Genomic DNA, 19,546 nt, shown 5'->3' with positions numbered 1-19,546 from the left:
CGCACGGCATCGTGAGCGGCTTTGACCGGCAGACTTTGACCAGCAAGGCTTTGACCGGCAGGCGGGGCGTTATTCGGTGACGAGCGCGCCCTGCTGCACCGGCAGCGCCGCCTGGGCGGACCAGTCGACCATGGAGCCGTCGTAGACCCGGGCGTTCTTCTGCCCCAGGATCTCGCTCTGGGCAAACCAGCCGAGCGCCGCCCAGTGGCCCGTGTTGCAGAACATGATGGAGCCGGCGCCCTCGCCGCCGAGCGACAGGCCGGCGCGCTGCAGCAGGTCGCCGATCCCTCCGGCCTTCACGAAGTGGCCCCCGGCATCGATGAAGCTGGAGTCAGGCACCGAAACCGCACCGGGAATGGTGCCCGCGCGCTTCGCCCAGGTATGGCGCTTCCGGCCCAGGTAGTACTCCGCCGGCCGGGTGTCGACCAGCAGGCCGCCGGCCGCGCGGGCCGCCTCGACGTCGCCGCGGTCGGCCAGCAGCTCCGGGCGCAGTTCGGCGGAGAAGATGTCGGGCAGCGGCTCGACCCAGCCGCTTTCCACCGGGTTGGCGGGATCGGCCGTGTAGGCGCGGTAGCCGCCGTCCAGGATCGAGACCTTGTCGTGCCCCACCACCTTGAAGGTCCAGTAGACGCGCGCGGCGCTGCCGGCATCCAGGGCGTCGGTGCCGGCCGAGACGATGACCACCTGGCTGTCGTTGCTGATGCCCAGCTCGCCGATCAGGGCCTCCAGGGTCTCCAGCCGCGGCAGCTGGGCGGGAACGCCGTCCCGCTCGGTGCGCCAGCCGGCCTTCAGGTAATCGCTGTAGACGGCGCCGGGAACGTGTCCGGCCCGGTAGACCTGCTCCGAGCCGCCGTCGAGCTGGTTGCGGATGTCGAGCACCACCAGGTCGTCGCGCTCCGCATTGGCGCGCAGCCAGGCGACGTCGACCAGCGGCGGGGCCGCTTCCTCGGCGAGGGCGGCACGGGGCGCCAGGGCGGCGGCGGTGGTAACGGCGAGCGCGCCCAGGGCGGCAGCCGCCGCCAGGCGCCGGGTCACCAGGCGCCATTTCAGCGGCAAGAGAGCCTGCATGACGGACCTTTCAGCTTGGGGGACCAACTCAAATTACTATTTCACACCGTATATTGATTTAAAATAACATTCTTACAATGTTATTTATGCCGCTATTTTGCCTCTTGTAGAGTCACCGCTCAGTCGATTGAAGGTGTAGGCTTAGGCCTTCAGGGGCCTGACGGGACGCCGGCAATTTGGAATGTGAATTGGGGGTAATGTCTCCAGCTGTCGAAACGCCCGGGTCGGAGTTGGTCCCAGGGTCTATGCTGGTTCACGGCGGCTTGGATCTGGTCGGAGACGACCTGGTCAAGCTGCCTTTCCTGCGTGCCCTGCGCGACGCCTTCCCGGACGCGCGAACCACTTGGCTTGCCGGTAAGGGCAAGCCGGTCGACGCGCGTGGCCTGGCGCCGCTGGTCGGCCAGGCTCGCGTGCTGCGAGCCCAGGACGTTCCAGGAGACATTGCCGAGGAAAGCGCAGGGGGAGCGGGGCGGCAAAGCCATGGACCTCATCCCCCTCGCCGCGGTTCAGGCGGCGGTCGACGATCTGCTGGGGGAAGTCGGCGCGACGGAAATCGAACGGAATCCATTTAACGAGGTAGGGACCGCCCGCGTGCGGCCCGGCGGGGAGAGCCGCCTATTCGGAGGGGAAGTTAAATGAAGATCAGCACAGGCATTGCGAAGCCGCTGAGCGTGGTCGCCGCGCTCTTCCTGGTGGGGATCGGGGGCTTTGCCTGTACCGACGTCAAGGACACTCTGGACGATGCCGACCAGACGCTCTCGGGGGCGCTTGGCGCCAACGATCCGGAACTGGCGGGGCTGAGCGGCACCGAGCTGTCCGAGGCCACCTACCAGAAGGGCCTGAGCTTGCGCAACGAAGGCAAGAACGAGGACGCCTTCACCTACTTCCTCGACGCCGCCGAGCGCGGCCACGGCCCGGCCGCCTACGAGACCGGCGAGGCCTACAACGCCGGGCTCGGCGTGGAGAAGGACCTCAATGCCGGGGCCAAGTGGATCAACGCCGCCGCCGCGCGGGGCGAGCCGCGCGCGCAGTACGCGGTGGGCGCCGCCCTCTACAACGGCGCCGGGGTGGAGCAGGACTATGCCCGCGCCGCGCGCTACCTCGGCAACGCCGCCAGCCAGGGACACGCCGGGGCGCAGTACCTGCTGGGCGAGTGCTACGCCAACGGCCGCGGCGTGACCAAGAACCTCTCCTGGGCCGCGCGCTGGTACGGCAAGGCTGCGATGCAGGGACATGCCGACGGCGCCTTCTCCTACGGCGTCGTGCAGGCCGCCGGCCTGGGCCTGCCCAAGAACCTGACCTCCGGCTATGCCTGGCTCGACATCGCCAGCAACCGCGGCCACGGCAAGGCCGGCGAGGTGCGCGCCGCCATCGCCAACAAGATGACGCCGGCGCAGATCGAGACCGCCAAGAAGCGCGCCGACGCCTTCAGCCCCACGAATAGCGCCGAGTTCGCCGACCTGCCGACGGTGATGTACGTCCAGCACAGCCTGAACCAGCTGGGCTTCAACGCCGGGACGGTCGACGGCCTGTCGGGGCCGCGCACCCGCAGCGCCATCGGCGCTTACCTGAGCAGCGTCGGCATGGAGGGCGAGGCCGACATCACCCCCGACCTGTTGCAGAAGCTTTTCGAGGGACAGCAGGCCGGCGCCTCTTCGGCCTGAGGACCGGGCTAGAAGAGATCGAGCTGCGAGGGCCCCGCGGGCAGTTCCTCCTCGCGCAGCAGGTCGGCGTCGTCCTCGCGCACCGAGTTCACCCGCTTGGAGACCGGCGTGAGAGTGACGGCCTCGTCGGGCAGCGGCTTGAGCAGCGCCTGCAGATCGTCGCGTGGCGCGGCCGGGTCCAGCCAGAGGCCGACCTCCTCCGGCGTCAGGATCACCGGCATGCGGTGGTGCACCTCGGCCATCTTGGCATTGGCTTGCGTGGTGATCAGGGCGCAGCCCCTGGTGAGTTCGCCTGCCGCTCCCCCTTCCCCTGCCCCCTCGCTCGACCTGGCCACCGGCTCCCAGATCGCCGCCAAGGCGAAGGGCGACGTATCCGTCAGCCTGACGCAGTAGGGCTGGCGGTTGCCGCCCTGGCGCCATTCGTAGAAACCGTCGGCGAAGACCACACAGCGGCGGCGGGCGAAGGCGTCGCGGAAGGAAGGCTTCTCCGCCACGGTCTCGCCGCGCGCGTTGATGAGGGGCGCGCTCTGGCGTCCTTCCTTCGACCAGGAGGGAACCAGCCCCCAGCGCATCCACGCGAAGTGGCGCTGCGCCGCGTCGTCGCGGATCATCGCCGCCACCGCCTGGCTGGGCGCGATGTTGTAGCGCGGCTCCAGATTCGGCTGCTCCAGGAAACCGAAAAGCCGCTGTACCGCCTCCAGCGGCGCGGTCAGCAGGAAGCGCCCACACATGAATCAACCGCCTCCGTATACAGCGTGAGGAGAGAATCTTGTGGGTAACCCGCCCCCCACCCTTGCCGCAACCGCGCCAGGCGCTACTATGGTAAATGTTCTTATTTTGTTCACGATGACAGATTCAAGACACCCGGTATAGATTGGAGCCCATATCTGGTGTGGGCGATGGGCATCAGCCCCAGATGTTGTGCACATAATTCGAGACAAAGTCTTCCACAAGCTGTGGACTGAGGGGAAAAAGCATGGATGGATCGGGGATTTTCGGGCGCGAGACGTCGGATGAATCCGACCCGGATCTTGTGGATAACGCAAAGCCGCTAGGAAAACAAGCCGAGGCCCCAGCCCCGATTCAGGCCCCAACCCAGGCAGTCACGGCGACGCCCGCCAACGACGACAGCGAAGACCTCTTCGACGCCCGGGAAGTGCGCGACGAGTTCCAGAACGCGCGCGGCATCAAGGTCCACATGGACCGCAGCCGCGACGCCAATCTGACCGAGTTCGGCAAGGCGACGCTCAGCGACCGCTACCTCATGCCGGACGAGTCCTACCAGGACCTCTTCGCCCGGGTCGCGGCCCACTATGCCGACGACAGCGCGCACGCCCAGCGGCTCTATGACTACATTTCGAAGCTGTGGTTCATGCCGGCGACGCCGGTGCTGTCCAACGGCGGCACCAGCCGCGGCCTGCCGATCTCCTGCTTCCTGAACGAGGCCGGCGACAGCCTGGACGGCATCGTCGACCTGTGGAACGAGAACGTCTGGCTGGCCGCGCGCGGCGGCGGCATCGGCAGCTACTGGGGCAACCTGCGCTCCATCGGCGAGAGGGTCGGCCACAACGGCAAGACCTCCGGCATCATCCCCTTCATCCGGGTCATGGATTCCCTTACCCTGGCGATCAGCCAGGGTTCCCTACGGCGCGGCTCGGCGGCCTGTTACATTCCCGTCTCCCACCCGGAGATCGAGGAGTTCATCGAGCTGCGCCGACCAACCGGCGGTGATCCCAACCGCAAGGCGCTGAACCTGCATCATGGCATCGTCATCTCCGACGCCTTCATGCGCGCTGTCGAGAAAGACGAGGAATGGGGCCTGACCAGCCCCAAGGACAACGCCGTGATCCGCAAGGTGCGCGCCCGCGACCTCTGGATCCGCATCCTCACCGCCCGCATCGAGACCGGTGAGCCCTACATCATCTACGGCGACCACGTGAACCGGCAGATCCCGGAACACCACAAGCTGGCCGGCCTCACCGTGAAGATGTCGAACCTCTGCAGCGAGATCACCCTGCCGACCGGCGTCGACCACCACGGTGTCGACCGCACCGCCGTGTGCTGCCTCTCCTCGCTGAACCTCGAGAAGTACTTTGAATGGCAGGAGGAAGAGGGCTTCATCGAGGACGTCATGCGCTTCCTCGACAACGTGCTGCAGGACTTCATCGACAAGGCGCCCGAAGGCATGGCCCGGGCCAAGTACTCGGCCATGCGCGAGCGCTCGGTCGGCCTGGGCGTCATGGGTTTCCACTCCTTCATGCAGGCCAACCGCATTCCCCTGGAAGGCGTCATGGCCAAGGTGTGGAACAAGAAGATCTTCGCCCACATCCGCAAGGACGCCGACGCCGCTTCGAAGAAGCTGGCCGAGGAACGCGGCGCCTGCCCCGATGCCGAGGAGTTCGGCATCATGGAGCGCTTCTCCAACAAGATGGCCATCGCGCCGACCGCCTCGATCTCGATCATCTGCGGCGGCGCCTCGCCGGGCATCGAGCCCATCGCGGCCAACTCCTTCACCCACAAGACGCTGTCGGGCTCCTTCAACGTGCGCAACAAGCACCTGGCCGCGGTGCTGGAGGAAAAGGGCCAGAACAACGAGGACGTCTGGACCTCCATCACCATCAACGGCGGCTCGGTACAGCACCTGGATTTCCTGGACGACGACGAGAAGGACGTCTTCAAGACCGCCTTCGAGCTGGACCAGCGCTGGCTCATCGAGCACGCCGGCGACCGCGCCGAGTTCATCTGCCAGGCGCAGTCGCTGAACGTCTTCGTGCCGGCCGACGTGCACAAGCGCGACCTGCACCAGATCCACTACCAGGCCTGGAAGAAGGGCGTGAAGAGCCTCTACTACTGCCGTTCCAAATCGATCCAGCGCGCCGAGTCGTCGCAGCCGGCGGCCGTGGCGGCGACGGTGCCGCACCTGGGCAAGATCGCCTCCAAGGACCTGCCGGCCGCCGCGGAATCGACCACCGACTACGAGGAGTGTCTCGCCTGCCAGTGACAAGGCTGTCGCGGCGGCTGCGGCGGCCGCGAGGCTAGAGACCTTCGAAGGGCTAAGGTGCGCTAGACGCGCTTCGGGGGTGAAAGGGGCCGGTGGTTCGGGGGGACCGCCGGCCCCAACTTCCCCCGGACGAATTCTTGCGTACGAAATTTTTGAACAGACACGGCGATCGCGCCCGCCTGAGAAGCGCGATGCCATCCTTGGGAGAAACGACAAGATGTCCCTGCTTGATGCCAGCCCCGTCTACAAGCCCTTCCGCTACCCCTGGGCCTATGACGCCTGGCTGATGCAGCAGCGCCTGCACTGGCTGCCGGAGGAAGTGCCGCTGGCCGACGACGTGAAGGACTGGAACCGCAACCTGACGGATTCGGAACGCAACCTGCTGAGCCAGATCTTCCGCTTCTTCACCCAGTCGGACGTGGAAGTGAACAACTGCTACATGCGCCACTACAGCCGCGTGTTCCAGCCGACCGAGGTGCAGATGATGCTCTCGGCCTTCTCCAACATGGAGACGGTGCACATCGCCGCCTACTCCTACCTGCTGGACACCATCGGCATGCCGGAGGCCGAGTACTCCGCCTTCCTCCACTACAAGGAGATGAAGGACAAGTACGACTACATGCAGGAGTTCGGCTGCGATACCAAGGAGGACATCGCCAAGACCCTCGCCGTCTTCGGCGCCTTCACTGAGGGCCTGCAGCTCTTCGCCTCCTTCGCGATCCTCTTGAACTTCCCGCGCTTCAACAAGATGAAGGGCATGGGCCAGATCGTCACCTGGTCGGTGCGCGACGAGTCGCTGCACACCCAGTCGGCCATCCGCCTGTTCAAGACCTTCATCGAGGAAAACCCGGAGATCTGGACCGACGCCTTCGAGAAGGACCTCTACAAGGCCTGCGAGACCATCGTCACCCACGAGGATGCCTTCATCGACCTGGCCTTCGAACAGGGCGCCATCGAAGGCCTGGAGCCCGGCGACGTGAAGGCCTACATCCGCTACATCGCCGACCGCCGCCTGACCCAGCTGGGCCTGCAGCCGATCTACCGCACCGACAAGAACCCCCTGCCCTGGCTGGACGCTATCCTGAACGGCGTCGAGCACACCAATTTCTTCGAGAACCGCGCGACGGAATACTCCAAGGCCGCCACCCAGGGCACCTGGGAAGAGGCCTTCGATTAGGCAGGGGAACTAAGCCCCTCGCCCTTCGGGACGCGCTCTGAAGAGCGCTCCTCAGGGTGAGGGGCTTTTCATCTCCGGAATCTCTCCCGCTGCCTCATCCTGAGGAGCTTGCGCAGCAAGCGTCTCGAAGGATGAAATCACACCGCCCGCGCCCCTCTCCGCCAGTCGTCCTCGAGCGTGACCCGAGGGTCCATGGCACCGTCCGCGTCCGGCCTTTCCATGGATGCTCGGGTCAAGCCCGAGCATGACAAAGTGGAGGTGTGGCGACGGCGGTACGCCCTGACCCTATTCCGGCGCTTCCAGCGAGACGCTGCCGTCGGGCTTCAGGGTCCAGAAGGGGTTGTGGGCGACCTCCCAGGGGTGGCCGTCGGGGTCGGCGAAGTAGCCGGAGTAGCCGCCCCAGAAGACCTTCTGGCCCGGCTTCAGCAGGGTGGCGCCGGCCGCCTCCGCCTCCTTCAGGGTGGCGTCGACGGCTTCCGGGCTGGCGACGTTGTAGGCCAGGGCCATGCCGCCGAAATTTTGGCCCGGCCGCAGGTCCGGCAGGGCGAGCTGCGCGTCCTCGGCCAGGGCCTCCAGGCCGTAGAGGCCGAGCAGGATGCCACCGAGCTGGTAGAAAGCGACGCTGCCTTCGACCCCGCCGCCCAGGGTCCAGCCCAGCCCTTCCTCGTAGAAGGCCCGCGCCCGCTTGAGGTCGCGCACGCCGAGGGTCACCATGGTCAGCCGCTGGTCCATTGCCGTCTCCTGTCCTTGCTCGGATCGTTCCTTGGGGTGGCCGAGCCTAGCGCGAAGGGCTCGCGACAATCTGCTGTCAATTCAGGTGGACGCCAACAAAGGTGCGAGTAGCGGCACGCCGGGAAGGGCCATCTCATGAAAGCGTCATGACTTTCCGCTTTGTCGCGGCCCCTTGTCTCGCCTATCATTGAGGCCAATTCCTCATATAACCCACCTTCACGGAGAATGTTTCAGCCATGGGGCGATTTGGCGTAGGCCAAGGCCTGCGGCGGGTGGAAGACTCGCGCTTCCTGACCGGCCAAGGCCGTTACAGTGACGATATTCAGTTCGAGGGGCAGACCTACGGCGTGCTGGTGCGCAGCCCCTTTGCCCATGCCGAGATCAAGTCGATCGACCTGGAGGAGGCCAAGGCCGTTCCGGGCGTGCTCGGCGTCTACACCGTGGACGACCTGGACGCCGACGGCGTCGGCAACGTCCCCTGCATCGTACCCATGCCGGGCAAGGGCGGCACCAAGACCATCATGCCGCCGCGCCCGGCGCTGGCGCGCGGCCGGGTACGCCACGTCGGCGACGGGGTGGCCTTCGTGGTGGCCGAGACGGCGACGGCGGCGCGCGACGCCGCCGAGCTGGTGATGGTCGACTACGACCCCCTGCCGGCGGTGACCGACACCAAGACCGCCAAGGACCCGGGCCAGCCCCAAGTCTGGGACGAGGCGCCCAACAACACCAGCCTGGTCTGGGAGATGGGCGACGAGGCGGCGACCAAGGCGGCCTTCGACAAGGCCCACCACGTCACCCGGCTGGAGTTCGTGAACAACCGCGTCATCGTCAACGCCATGGAACCGCGCGCGGCCATCGGCGACTACGACGCGGCCAGCGAGACCTTCACGCTCCACACCGTCTCCCAGGGCTCGCACCGCATGCTGCCGCTGCTGGCCGACATGATCTTCAAGGTGCCCAAGGAGAAGATGCACGTCATCACCCCGGACGTGGGCGGCGGCTTCGGCATGAAGATCTTCGTCTATCCGGAGACCGTGCTGGTGCTCTTCGCGGCGCGCCGCCTGGGCCGCCCGGTGCGCTGGATCTCCGAGCGCGGCGAGGCTTTCCTCAGCGACACCCAGGGCCGCGACCACGTCACCCTGGCCGAGCTCGCCACCGACGAGAACGGCAAGGCGCTGGGCATCCGTGTCACCACCACCGCCAACATGGGCGCCTACCTCTCCAACTTCGCGCCCTTCATCCCGACGGGCTGCTACGCGCCCATGCTGAGCGGCCTCTACACCTTCCCCACCGGCTATGCCGAAGTGACCACGGTCTTCACCAACACCGTGCCCGTCGACGCCTACCGCGGCGCCGGACGGCCGGAGGCGGCCTACCTGGTGGAGCGCCTGATGGACGCGGCGGCGCGCGACATCGGCATGGCGCCGGACGAGTTCCGACGGCGCAACTTCATTCCCAAGGAGCAGATGCCCTACACCACCGCCTTCGAGCAGACCTACGACAGCGGCGACTTCGCCGGCCTGCTGCAGCGTGGGCAGGAGGCCATCGACTTCGCCGGTTTCGAGGCGCGGCGCGCCGAGGCGGCCAAGGCCGGCAAGCTGCGCGGCCTGGGCTTCGCCTGCTACGGCGAGGTCTGCGGCTCCAACGGCGAGGAGACCGCGCGCCTGAAGGTGAAGGACGACGGCGGCGTGGAGCTGTGGATCGGCACCCAGACCAACGGCCAGGGCCACTTCACCGCCTACACGCAGCTGCTCGCCGACAAGCTGGGCGTGGAGCCCGACCAGGTGACCATCCACCAGGGCGATTCCCGGGACCTGCCCCAGGGCGGCGGCACCGGCGGCTCGCGCTCCCTGCTGATGGGCGGCCAGGCCCTCGACGGCGCCGCAGACAAGGTGATCGAGCGCAGCCGCAAGGTCGCCGGGCACCTGCTGGAAGCCGCCGAGGCCGACATCGAGTTCCAGGAAGGCGTCTTCACCGTGGCCGGCACCGACAAGACCGTGACGCTGACCGAGGTCGCAAAGGCGGCCTACGGCGACGAGACCCTGCCGGAGGAGATGAAGGAGCCGCTGGAGGACCAGCACCACATCGTCGCCGGGGCGCAGACCTATCCCAACGGCAGCCACCTCTGCGAGCTGGAGGTGGATCCGGAGACCGGCGCGGTCAAGCTGCTGCGTTACGTGGTGGTCGACGACTTCGGCGTGGTGGTGAACCCGCTGCTGGCCGCCGGCCAGGTGCACGGCGGCGCGGCGCAGGGCATCGGCCAGGCGCTGCTGGAGCACACGGTCTACGACGGCGACGGCCAGCTGCTTACCGGCTCCTTCATGGACTACACCATGCCGCGGGCGGACGACCTGCCCTCGATCGAGCTGACCATGGTCGAGGACACGCCCTGCACCACCAACCCCATGGGCGTGAAGGGCGCCGGTGAAGCCGGGGCCATCGGCTCCTGCCCGGCGGTCATCAACGCCCTGGTGGACGCCCTGGCGCCGCTGGGCATCCGCCACGTCGACATGCCGGCGACGCCGGAGAAGCTGTGGCGCGCCATCCAGGACGCCAGGCAACAGGAAGCCGCAGAGTGAGCGACACGGGAAAATCGCCAAAGGGGCTGCTCGACCAGGACGAGGCCGGGGCCGAGGACATCCTGGCGGTGCTGCGGCTCATCGCCGAGCGCGCCGGCAAGGTCATCCTCGCCTACTACGTGGAGGCCGAGGAGATCGAGGTGCGCGAGAAGGACGACGCCTCCCCCGTCACCGAGGCCGACGAGGCCGCGGAGACCTTCATCCTGGGCGCCCTCAACACCCTGACGCCGGACATCCCGGTGGTGGCCGAGGAAGCCATGGCGGCGGGCGAGGAGCCGGACGTCTCCGGCGGCCGCTTCTGGCTGGTCGATCCCCTGGACGGCACCAAGGAGTTCCTCAGCCGCAACGGCGAGTTCACCGTGAACATCGCCCTCATCGAGGACGGCCAGCCGGTCGCCGGCGTGGTCCACGCCCCGGCCATGGCGATGACCTGGGCGGGCGTCTGCGGCGACACCGCAGACGGCGACAAGGGCAGCGGCCGCGCCGTCTTCGCCGAGACCGACAAGCCGCTGATGGAGATCCGCGCCCGCGAGATCCCGGAAGACGGCGCGGTGGTGGTGGCCAGCCGCCGCCACGGCAGCGGCCAGGAACTCGACGACTTCCTCGCCAGGTACAAGGTGGCCGACCGGGTGACCGCCGGCTCCTCGCTGAAGTTTTGCCTCGTCGCCACCGGCCGCGCCGATCTCTCCCCGCGCTCCGGGCGCACCAGGGAAGGGGACACGGCGGCCGGCCACGCGGTGCTGCTGGCCGCCGGCGGCCAGGTCTACGACATGGACGGCGAACCCCTGGACTACGGCAAGCCCGGCTTCGAGAACCCCTATTTCTATGCCGTGGGGTTGGAGTCCTAGCGCCGCGCGCCGGCCGCGATTCGTTTTCCGCAACTGCGGCTTTGGTTTTGACGGCGCGATAAGCAATCGCGCGGTGAACGGCGCGCGCCGTCCTGTCGGCCCCCTCTTTTTTGCTGCGCTACGGCAATGTTGCGCGCGGTCTTCACGCTTTCCCGCCGCCCGCCTTGGCCGCGGCCGCTTTGCACGCGCGAAAGGCGCGGTGAAAAGCGCGGAAATCCGCCCATATTCCTAGCGCTGGCCTCTTGACCGGACCACCCGAAGAGTCGCAAGCTAACTGCACGTGGCCGGGAAAAACCGGTGACGATTTAGCCGCCGCAAAGCCTGTGCGGTGACTCGTCAGGAAGCTCCCAACGAACCGCGGTGCGGAGCGTTCCTGTCAAGCGAGAGCAAAAGACCGGGGCCGTGAGCCCCGGTCTAGCTTTGTGGGCCTTCCAACGATATGCCGGCATCCGAAAAGCGCTGCAAAAGCGCCGCGCTGCCCGCGTATGGACAGCGCCGCCGTGACACGGCAGTCTGCCGCCATGCCTGACGATTCGACAAAACCCGTGAAGGATGCCGACCCGCTGCGCAGCCACGGCGGCTTCGCCGACCTGGTCGGCTATCATCTGATCAACTGGGAAGACGACGTCGCCGAAGTCGGCCTGACGGTCGCCAAGCGCCACCTGAACCGCAGCGGCGTCATGCACGGCGGCGTGCTGACCACGCTGATCGACACCGCCTGCGGCTATTGCGGCTGCTACACGCCGGAGGGGGTGACACCGCGCCGCGCCTTCACCCTGTCGCTGACCTGCAACTTCATCGGCACCGCGAAGGAGGGCCAGCGCCTCCTGGCCCGCGCCACCTGCAGCGGCGGCGGCAAGTCGCTGTTCTTCGCCAACTGCGAAGTGCGCGACGAGGACGGCCGCGTCGTCGGCAGCGGCCAGGGCACTTTTAAATACATCACGCTGCGCAGGTAAATACATCACGCTGCGCAGGTAATTCGAGGTGCTTCACGGTGTCTACAATCCGGACTGAGCGTCTGCTGCTGCGACCGCGCACCATGGATGACTTCGATGCCTGCGTCGCCATGGACCGCGACCCCGATGTGATCCGCTTTGTCGGACCGCCCTGGTCGAATGACGCGGAGCACCTGGATTTTCTATGCCGCCGAATATCCATGACCTATCCGCAGGGGATGGGTTACTGGTCCGTCTTTCCGATTGACGCGCCTGCGGATTTCCTCGGCTGGATCATGCTCTACCCGACCCCCGTCTCCGGCGGGAGCGTGGAAATCGGTTGGCGGCTGAAGCGCGATGCCTGGGGCCGAGGTATCGCCACGGAAGCCGCAGCGCCGATCCTGAAACAAGGCTTCGCCACCGCCGCACTGGAGCAGGTCGTCGCAGACATTCATCCCGACAACCACGGCTCCATCCGCGTGGCCGAAAAACTGGGACTCGTCTTCACCGGAGTTGTGGACTACCAGGGCGAAGCGGCACGGCGCTACAGCATCGACCGCACCGCCTTCGCGGCACGCCGGGAAGCGCCGCGCCCTCAGCCGAACAGCAGGTAGAGCACGTAGATGACCCCCATGACCGTCAGCGCCCAGAGCCGCCCGCGGAACTGCTCCTCGCCCTCTTCGCGGCGCAGGCGCTCGCTCTCGGCCAGGGAGGTCAGGGCGGCATCCTGTTCCAGCTTCATGCGGATGCGCGCCACCGCCAGCTCGCCTTCGTGATCGATACCGCCGACCATCATCGGGCCTCCATCAGGCGACCGTCTCCAGGCGCTCGCCGTAGCGCCGCTGCACCGTGTCGGCGTGGCGGGCGCTGACCGGCACCTGCTCGCCGTTGCGCAGAACGATCTTCAAGCCGCGCTTGCCGCTCCGCAAGGCCGCGACCCCGGCGTCGGCCACCCAGAAGGAGCGGTGCACCTGCAGTCCCGAAAGACCTTCCAGCTCACGCAGGGCGTCACCAAAGCGGTAGAGCGTGGTCACCGCGCCCTCGGCGGTCACCACCCGCACGTAGTGCTCCTGGGCCTGCACCGCCAGGACCGGGCCCTTCAGCGGCGGATCGAAGCGCTGGAAGAAGGCCGGCGCGGCCGGCGTCGCCGGGCGCAGGGTCACCGGCGCCGGGAAGGGCGCACGCTGCTCCGCCCCGTCCTGCTCCGCCCCCGCTTGGGCGCCGCGCAGGTCCAGCACCACGCGGGGCAGGACGATGAGCGCGCAGAGCGCCAGGTGGTTGTCCAGGTGGTAGAGTGATTCCATGGCGAAGAGGGCCGCCATGCCGGAGGCCGAGGCTTCCTCGGCGCCGGCGCTGTCCAGGCCGAAGCCGCTGATGCCCAGCTCCGGCAGGCCGAGCAGCAGGTCCAGCATGGTGACGCTCAAGGTGAAGAAGGGCAGCGTGATCAGTGCCGCCGCGCCGGCTAGCCAGCCCCAGGCCCAGCGACCTTCCAGGCGCTCGCCCAGCGGCCCCATCTCGAGCAGCAGCAGGCAGCCGGCGAACAGCAGGTAAGCCATGAGCAGGCGCGTGACCCAGTAGCCGTAGCTGAACAACAGCGAGAACTCGGCAAAGGCCTCGCGCTGGTGGCCGGCGAGGAGCAGCCCGGCAAGCAGCGTCGCCACGAATCCCCAAAAGGGCCAGGGCATCGATGTCGAGGACGCACGAACAGCCATCACGGGCCCTCCAGGGCCTGAAATTTCATGCTGCATGAAAATGCTACCTGAAGATACCCCCCCGCAGGCACTGATTTTTTCGTGATCTCCGGCGCAGGCGTTCGCGCAACTGCCCATTCGAGAAATATCCCGTGCCGTCCCCTGTTCGTAAGCCCAGGATCCGGCTAGTTTTTTCGGCAAGAGACGGCGGCGCCGGCGCCGGGCGAAACGGTCCCCCAAAGCCACCGGCCGCGACACCGGTCGGGACCGCCCCGAACTGTCCCCTGCCCTGCCGGGCCGCCGTTTCCCATTCTCGCGTCTGACAGACGACAACTCTTCAGGAGTTAGACCAGCGATGACCGCCCCCGCGAAGACCGCCCCAGCGAGAACCGCCCTCGAGATGCCCAAAGGCAAGGCGCCCCCGAAATCGGCACCGAAAATCACCCAGGAGGTGATCGATCTCTATGACGAATACACCCACCTGACCCTGGACCGCCGCCGCTTCTTCGACCACCTGACCCGGGTGGCCGGCGGCAGCGCCGCGGCCTGCGCCCTGCTGCCGCTGCTGGAGAACAACTACGCCCAGGCGGCCATGATCGCCCCGGACGACAGCCGCGTGGCCACCAGCACCGTGACCTTCCCCGGCGCCAGCGGCGAGCTGAGCGGCTATATGGCGCGCCCGGCCAACGTGCCGGTCACCGAGAAGCTGCCGGCCGTGCTGGTGATCCACGAGAACCGCGGCCTCAATCCGCATATCGAGGACGTCACCCGGCGCATCGCCCTGGAGGGCTTCGTGGCGCTGGGCGTCGACTTCCTCTCGCCCGCCGGGGGCACGCCCGCCGACGAGGACCAGGCGCGCGAGATGATCCGCGCCCTCGACAGCGCCCAGACCATCCAGAACGCGGTGGCGGCGGTCGACTACCTCGCCAAGCACCCGGCTTCCAGCGGCAAGGTCGGCGCCGTCGGCTTCTGCTGGGGCGGCGCCATGGCCAACCAGGTGGCGGTGAACTCGCCTGCCGTCTCCGGCACCGTCGCCTACTACGGCCGCCAGCCCTCGGCCGAGCAGGTGGCGAACATCCGCGCACCCCTGCTGCTGCACTACGCGGGGCTTGACGAGCGCATCAACGCCGGCATTTCCGACTTCAAGTCGGCGCTGGACGCCAACGGCGTGGCTTACGAGATGTTCACCTACGAGGGCGCCAACCACGCCTTCAACAACGACACCAACGCCGCGCGCTATGACGAGAAGGCGGCGGAGATCGCCTGGGGGCGGACCATCAACTTCTTCAAGGAGACGCTGCAATAGGGGGGTCAGGCAAGCAAACAGGGAGGCTCCCCCGAGGGGCGGCGTGACGGCAGAGCGGGCCGGAGCGCCGCCCTATTTTTGTAGAGTTGAATTTACGCCATCCGATCGGGCGGAAGCTGTTGATGCCGCAGCTGCTTCTTAGCGGCTGCAGCCTTCACCGGGTTCTCCGATTGTGTAAGCGCTCGCAGCCTTTCGATGGCCTCTTCGGTATTGATGGCACCCAAGGCGCAGCAGCACTTGGCCGCAAGAGCACAAGCCTGATCGTAAGCCAGATAGTCCAGATCCATCAGAGCAGCACGATAAAGGGGATCAATGCTGCTGGGATCGCGCAGATCCCCCAGAGCCACTGCAAAGTCTTCGTGCACCTCGTGCCAGTCTTCGGTCAGCAGAGTGTTCAATGAGACCAGACAACTCCTCGGAAATCCGAATTCCCATCCCAACAAGTCAGCGGCCTCTGCTTCCTTCGCATCCTGGTTCTTCAAGGCGCTCTTGAGCAAGTCGCAGATGTGCTCCGGATTCCTACGCGGATCGACCGGGTATCTTCTCAGGAATTTCTGGAGCGCCAGCCACTCGAGGAACCGCAGAGCACTTTCGCGTCCAATCCTCGAAAAAATCCGGTGTCGGCTTACGGCAGTTGTCAGCCTGTCTCGCTCGACAAAATACTGGATGACCGCATCGAAGTGCTCCCGCTTCATTTCTACTCCCCGCGGAAGGCCGGTTTATCCTTGGCCAGAAAGGCGCGGATGCCTTCGCGGTAGTCGGCGGTGTCGCAGGAAATCAGCGGCTCGCGCCAGGCCTCGTCGTCCAGGGTCTCCGGGCGCCGCGCCTTTTTGGCGAGGCTCTTGTGCCAGCGCGCGGCCAGCGGGGCACCGGCGGCGATGCGCTTGACCGCGGCAGCGGCCTCCGCCTCCAACTCGCCGTCTGGCACCACGCGGGTGAGCAGGCCCTTGGAGAGCGCCTCCTCGGCGGTGAGGATGCGGCCCTCCAGCAGGATCTCCAGCGCCGCGGCGCGCCCGGCCAGCTCCACCAGGGCGATCATCGCCGGGTAGGGCAGGCAGTGGCCGATGCGGTTGATCGGAATGCCCAAGCGCGCGTTCTCGGACGCGATGCGCAGGTCGCACTGCACCGCCAGTTCCAGGCCGCCGCCGACGCAGGGGCCCTCGATCACCGCCAGGGTCGGCGCCGGGCAGTCGGCCACCGCCTCGGTGGCGCGGTCCATGATCCGGGCGTAGTCCTCGGCCTGCGCGGCGCTGTAGCGTTTCTCGGGGAACTCGGAGATGTCGGCCCCGGCGGCGAAGGCGCCGCCGCGCCCGCGCAGCACCAGGCAGCGCAGGCTGTCGTCGCCGGCTAGGTCCAGCGTCAGGTCGCCGAGCCGCTGCCACATGGCAAGGTCGAAGGCGTTGCGCCGCTCCGGCCGGTTGAGCCACAGGGTCGCGACCGCGTCCTGCCGTTCCAGCTCGATCGATGGCGCCTGCCGCGCCGCCCCTGCCGCCGTCATGCCGCCTCTCCTCCCCGTCCGGTCCGGTTGCTGCGGGCCGCAGCTTAGGGCGCGCAAGCGCCGCGCAAAACCCCGTTCTCGGGGCCGGAGCAAAGCAGGCATGCGCCATGGACACTGGTCAGTTTACTTCCCATATAGCATGCTGACCAAAGCGTCACCGTCCCGCTGCGCCGGGAATGTGGCGCTTCTCTTACCGCCCGCCCGGCATTCACAATTCGGACCCCCTTTGCCCATGAGCGCGCCCGCGCCGCCCTCTTCCGATTCGTCGCTTTCAACCGCCCCGCGTCCCTCGCTCCGGCCGTCCTTGGGGATTCTCATCGCGGTGACGGCGCTGGGGCCGCTGGCGCTCAATATCTTGATCCCCGCCATGCCCGGCATGGTGGCGGTCTTCAACACCGACTACACCACCATCCAGCTGACCCTGACGCTCTACCTCTTCGGCGTCGCCATCTCTCAGCTCTTCATGGGACCGCTTTCCGACCGTTTCGGGCGGCGCCCGGTGCTGCTGGGCGGCATCCTGGTGTTCCTGGCAGGCAGCCTCATGGCGGCGCTGGCCGATTCGATCCTGCTGCTGATCGCCGGGCGCATCATCCAGGCCTTCGGCGGCTGCGCCGGACTGGTGCTGGGGCGCGCCATCGTGCGCGACACCCACAGCCGCGAGGAATCGGCCAGCATGATCGGCTACATCACCATGGTCATGGTGGTGGCGCCGATGATCGCGCCGCTGCTGGGCGGCCACCTGGACCAGTGGTTCGGCTGGCGCTCGACCTTTTTCACCGTCGCCGGCGTCGGCGTGGTGGCGCTGGGCTTCGCCTGGGTGCTGCTGCACGAAACCCACCACGACCGCCACGTCGCGACCGGCCCGCTGGACATGCTGCGCGGCTTTCCCATCCTGCTGCGCGACCGCGGCTTCAACGGCTACGCGCTCAACGTCTCTTTCACCACGGCGGTCTTCTTCTCCTTCCTGGCCGGGGCGCCCTACATCATGGTCGAGCTCATGGGCCGGCCGTCCAGCGACTACGGCAACTACTTCGTGCTGAACGCCCTTTGCTACATGGCCGGCAACTTTCTCTCCGGCCGCCTGGCCACCCGGATCGGGCCCGAGCGCATGGTGTTCAGCGGCAGCTCGGCGGCCCTGGCCGGCACTGCCCTTCTGAGCGCGCTGGCGCTCGGCACCGAGATGACGCCGCTCGCCCTCTTCGGCCCGGTGATGCTGGTCGGCCTGGGCAACGGCCTCAGCATGCCCAGCGCCACCGCCGCGGCCATCTCGCGCCGCCCGGACCTGGCGGGGACCGCCTCCGGCCTGCTCGGCTTTACCCAGATGATGATCGGCGCGCTGGTCACCCTGCTGGTCGGCTGGCTGCAGGGCGACACCGTCTACCCCATGGTCACGGTCATGGCCGCCTCGGCGGTCATCGCCTTCCTGGGCTACCTGCTGGCCCGGACGCCCCTGCCGCGCGAAGGCAGCGTCCAGCCCGCGGCCGAAGCGGACTGAATTCCCGCCCCCGGCCCGCGTAGCGGGTCCGCCCGATTGTCATTCGCGGGCTTTGGCGATAAACAAGGCGGACCGAAATCAGAGGGGCCCGCCATGCTGCCGACCGCTGCCGCCAGTTCCAGCGACATCGCCGAAATCACCTCCCGCATCCTGCTGGAGATCGAGGCGGTGCTGTTCCGCCCGGACGAGCCCTTCATCTTCACCTCGGGGCGGGCCAGCCCGGTCTACGTGGACTGCCGCAAGATCATCTCCTTCCCGCGCGCCCGTGCGCAGCTGATGGACTTCGCCTGCGACGTGATCCAACGCGAAGCCGGCTACGAATCCATCGATTGCATCGCCGGCGGCGAGACCGCGGGCATCCCCTTCGCCGCCTGGATCGCCGAGCGCCTGGGCCTGCCGATGCTCTACGTGCGCAAGAAGCCCAAGGGCTTCGGCCGCGACGCGCAGATCGAGGGTTACCTGCCGGAGGGCAGCCGCGTCCTGCTGGTGGAGGATCTGGCGACCGACGGCGGCTCGAAGCTGAATTTCGTCGATGCGATCCGCAAGGCAGAAGCCGAGATCGCGCATACCTTCGTAATCTTCCACTACGGCATCTTCCCTCAGGGCGTGGCCGCCCTGGCCGAAAAGGGCGTGAAGCTGCATGCGCTGGCAACCTGGTGGGACGCGCTGGCCGCCGCCGAGAACAGCGGCTACCTCACCCCGGCACAGGTCGAGGAAGTACGCAGCTTCCTGCAGGATCCCGAGTCCTGGTCGGCGGCCCATGGTGGCAAGGAAGCCGGCAGCGAGGACCGCGCGTCCGGCGTCTGACCCCAGGCTGCTACCCGTAATTGTAGCCTCTCGCCTGATACCTCCCCCACTGCGCCCTACCGCTGGCGCAATGCGTGGATATTAACCATAGCGTTGTCGCTTTTTTCTCCCTTGAGCACGAGGGGCGCTTCTCTTCGGCGCCAAAATCAGTACTATCGAAGTGTTGCTCAGGGACGGGGGTCGATGAGCCAATATGAACGTAGGGACGGCATCATTAGGCGTGTGGTGTCGGCCTTGGAATCTGCGCCACACGGCAGCCAGGAATTGGACTGCATGATTAGCTATGCCCTGGAATTGGCCCGGGGCGAGTTCGATCAGGTCATGATGGAACTGCTGGTCAACGAAGGCTTCTCCTGGAACGTGATCTCCGAAATCTGGGAAGGCAAAGTCGCGCCCTACACCCAGTCGCTCGACTGCGCCGTTGAAGGCGAGAACATCGCCTTCGTGATGAAGTCGGAGCGGCGCGAGCAGTGGGCCGCGGTTCACAAGTCGTCCGACGGCGAGGAGTACGTCGCCTGGGCCCGGACCGAGATCCTGGCGCGGCGGCTGGCGGCCCTGAAGGGCATCATCGCCGAAGCGGAAAAGCGGGCCGCGGAAAACAACCCCACGGAAAGCAGCGACGAGGACGACGCCGAGGAAGCGCCCGGCGACCCCGATCATCTGCGTATGGTTTCCGCCGCGGGCACGGCAAGAGATGCTGAAAACTGGACCGTGCTTTTCTAATCAACAAGCCGACGAGCGCTGG

General features: G+C 67.1%; 19 protein-coding genes. 12 read left to right on the top strand and 7 right to left on the bottom strand.

The genetic code is table 11. From position 1 onward, the window contains the following. Positions 1–69: 69 nt before the first annotated feature. Positions 70–1,068 carry a sulfurtransferase gene (locus H7X47_RS17715; RefSeq protein ID WP_193370041.1) on the bottom strand — a complete coding sequence of 333 codons (999 nt, stop codon included), beginning with the start codon at positions 1,066–1,068 and terminating at the stop codon, positions 70–72. 480 nt (positions 1,069–1,548) lie between these two features. Here H7X47_RS17715 and H7X47_RS17710 point away from each other — a divergent pair, with 480 nt between their 5' ends. Next, entirely contained in the window at positions 1,549–1,707 is a 159-nt protein-coding gene (locus H7X47_RS17710; RefSeq protein ID WP_193370040.1) for a hypothetical protein, read from the top strand. Next, entirely contained in the window at positions 1,704–2,732 is a 1,029-nt protein-coding gene (locus H7X47_RS17705; protein ID WP_193370039.1) for an SEL1-like repeat protein, read from the top strand. The genes H7X47_RS17710 and H7X47_RS17705 overlap by 4 nt, the downstream gene beginning before the upstream one ends. Positions 2,733–2,740: 8 nt before the next feature. Here the strand turns inward: H7X47_RS17705 and H7X47_RS17700 are convergent, their stop codons facing one another. Continuing rightward, a complete protein-coding gene (locus H7X47_RS17700; RefSeq protein ID WP_193370038.1) occupies positions 2,741–3,463 on the bottom strand; it encodes an SOS response-associated peptidase in 723 nt (240 codons plus the stop codon). Positions 3,464–3,930: 467 nt separating this feature from the next. On the opposite strand from H7X47_RS17700, the gene H7X47_RS17695 reads away from it, so the two are divergent. Continuing rightward, the gene (locus H7X47_RS17695) at positions 3,931–5,733 is read left to right on the top strand and encodes a ribonucleoside-diphosphate reductase subunit alpha (protein ID WP_437126584.1); all 1,803 of its coding nucleotides are present in this window, start codon (positions 3,931–3,933) and stop codon (positions 5,731–5,733) included. 217 nt (positions 5,734–5,950) lie between these two features. Beyond that, positions 5,951–6,910, top strand: coding sequence for a ribonucleotide-diphosphate reductase subunit beta (locus H7X47_RS17690; RefSeq protein WP_193370036.1), 960 nt, complete (start codon positions 5,951–5,953; stop codon positions 6,908–6,910). A gap of 285 nt (positions 6,911–7,195) precedes the next feature. On the opposite strand, the gene H7X47_RS17685 is transcribed toward H7X47_RS17690, so the two are convergent. Next, positions 7,196–7,642, bottom strand: a complete 447-nt coding sequence (locus tag H7X47_RS17685; protein ID WP_193370035.1) for a VOC family protein — start codon at positions 7,640–7,642, stop codon at positions 7,196–7,198. A gap of 236 nt (positions 7,643–7,878) precedes the next feature. Here H7X47_RS17685 and H7X47_RS17680 point away from each other — a divergent pair, with 236 nt between their 5' ends. From H7X47_RS17680 to H7X47_RS17665, 4 genes are all read left to right on the top strand, one after another. Next, positions 7,879–10,221, top strand: a complete 2,343-nt coding sequence (locus H7X47_RS17680) for a xanthine dehydrogenase family protein molybdopterin-binding subunit (RefSeq protein WP_193370034.1) — start codon at positions 7,879–7,881, stop codon at positions 10,219–10,221. Further along, the gene (cysQ, locus tag H7X47_RS17675; RefSeq protein ID WP_319633629.1) at positions 10,218–11,069 is read left to right on the top strand and encodes a 3'(2'),5'-bisphosphate nucleotidase CysQ; all 852 of its coding nucleotides are present in this window, start codon (positions 10,218–10,220) and stop codon (positions 11,067–11,069) included. Before H7X47_RS17680 ends, cysQ begins: the two co-directional genes overlap by 4 nt. Before the next feature lie 521 nt (positions 11,070–11,590). Then, positions 11,591–12,025, top strand: coding sequence for a PaaI family thioesterase (locus H7X47_RS17670; protein ID WP_193370033.1), 435 nt, complete (start codon positions 11,591–11,593; stop codon positions 12,023–12,025). Positions 12,026–12,063: 38 nt separating this feature from the next. Next, the gene (locus tag H7X47_RS17665) at positions 12,064–12,618 is read left to right on the top strand and encodes a GNAT family N-acetyltransferase (RefSeq protein ID WP_319633628.1); all 555 of its coding nucleotides are present in this window, start codon (positions 12,064–12,066) and stop codon (positions 12,616–12,618) included. Here the strand turns inward: H7X47_RS17665 and H7X47_RS17660 are convergent. Further along, complete coding sequence (locus H7X47_RS17660) at positions 12,600–12,800, bottom strand: hypothetical protein (protein ID WP_193370031.1); 201 nt, start codon at positions 12,798–12,800, stop codon at positions 12,600–12,602. The two genes, H7X47_RS17665 and H7X47_RS17660, sit on opposite strands and share 19 nt — an antisense overlap. 10 nt (positions 12,801–12,810) lie before the next feature. Beyond that, on the bottom strand, positions 12,811–13,716 hold the full coding sequence (locus H7X47_RS17655) for a LytTR family DNA-binding domain-containing protein (protein ID WP_193370030.1): 906 nt from the start codon (positions 13,714–13,716) through the stop codon (positions 12,811–12,813). A 334-nt stretch (positions 13,717–14,050) separates the two neighbouring features. Between H7X47_RS17655 and H7X47_RS17650 the strand changes: the two genes are divergently transcribed. After that, positions 14,051–15,001 carry a dienelactone hydrolase family protein gene (locus H7X47_RS17650; protein WP_322096509.1) on the top strand — a complete coding sequence of 317 codons (951 nt, stop codon included), beginning with the start codon at positions 14,051–14,053 and terminating at the stop codon, positions 14,999–15,001. 92 nt (positions 15,002–15,093) lie between these two features. Here the strand turns inward: H7X47_RS17650 and H7X47_RS17645 are convergent, their stop codons facing one another. Together H7X47_RS17645 and H7X47_RS17640 are read right to left on the bottom strand one after the other, a co-directional pair. Beyond that, positions 15,094–15,696, bottom strand: coding sequence for a hypothetical protein (locus H7X47_RS17645; RefSeq protein WP_193370029.1), 603 nt, complete (start codon positions 15,694–15,696; stop codon positions 15,094–15,096). Positions 15,697–15,698: 2 nt separating this feature from the next. After that, positions 15,699–16,499 carry an enoyl-CoA hydratase/isomerase family protein gene (locus H7X47_RS17640; RefSeq protein ID WP_193370028.1) on the bottom strand — a complete coding sequence of 267 codons (801 nt, stop codon included), beginning with the start codon at positions 16,497–16,499 and terminating at the stop codon, positions 15,699–15,701. Between the two features lie 304 nt (positions 16,500–16,803). Here H7X47_RS17640 and H7X47_RS17635 point away from each other — a divergent pair, with 304 nt between their 5' ends. The 3 genes from H7X47_RS17635 to H7X47_RS17625 all read left to right on the top strand — a co-directional run bounded on the left by H7X47_RS17635 (position 16,804) and on the right by H7X47_RS17625 (position 19,524). Continuing rightward, complete coding sequence (locus tag H7X47_RS17635; RefSeq protein WP_227010563.1) at positions 16,804–17,994, top strand: multidrug effflux MFS transporter; 1,191 nt, start codon at positions 16,804–16,806, stop codon at positions 17,992–17,994. 93 nt (positions 17,995–18,087) lie between these two features. Beyond that, positions 18,088–18,801, top strand: a complete 714-nt coding sequence (locus tag H7X47_RS17630; protein ID WP_193370026.1) for an orotate phosphoribosyltransferase — start codon at positions 18,088–18,090, stop codon at positions 18,799–18,801. A 273-nt stretch (positions 18,802–19,074) separates the two neighbouring features. Next, positions 19,075–19,524, top strand: a complete 450-nt coding sequence (locus tag H7X47_RS17625; protein ID WP_193370025.1) for a hypothetical protein — start codon at positions 19,075–19,077, stop codon at positions 19,522–19,524. The last annotated feature ends 22 nt before the right edge of the window (positions 19,525–19,546 follow it).

Origin of the sequence: Pelagibius marinus (assembly GCF_014925385.1) — a bacterium.
Taxonomy (GTDB): domain Bacteria; phylum Pseudomonadota; class Alphaproteobacteria; order Kiloniellales; family Kiloniellaceae; genus Pelagibius; species Pelagibius marinus.
The sequence above is the reverse complement of the archived record's forward strand: the minus strand, read 5'-3'. Positions and strand labels throughout refer to the sequence as shown.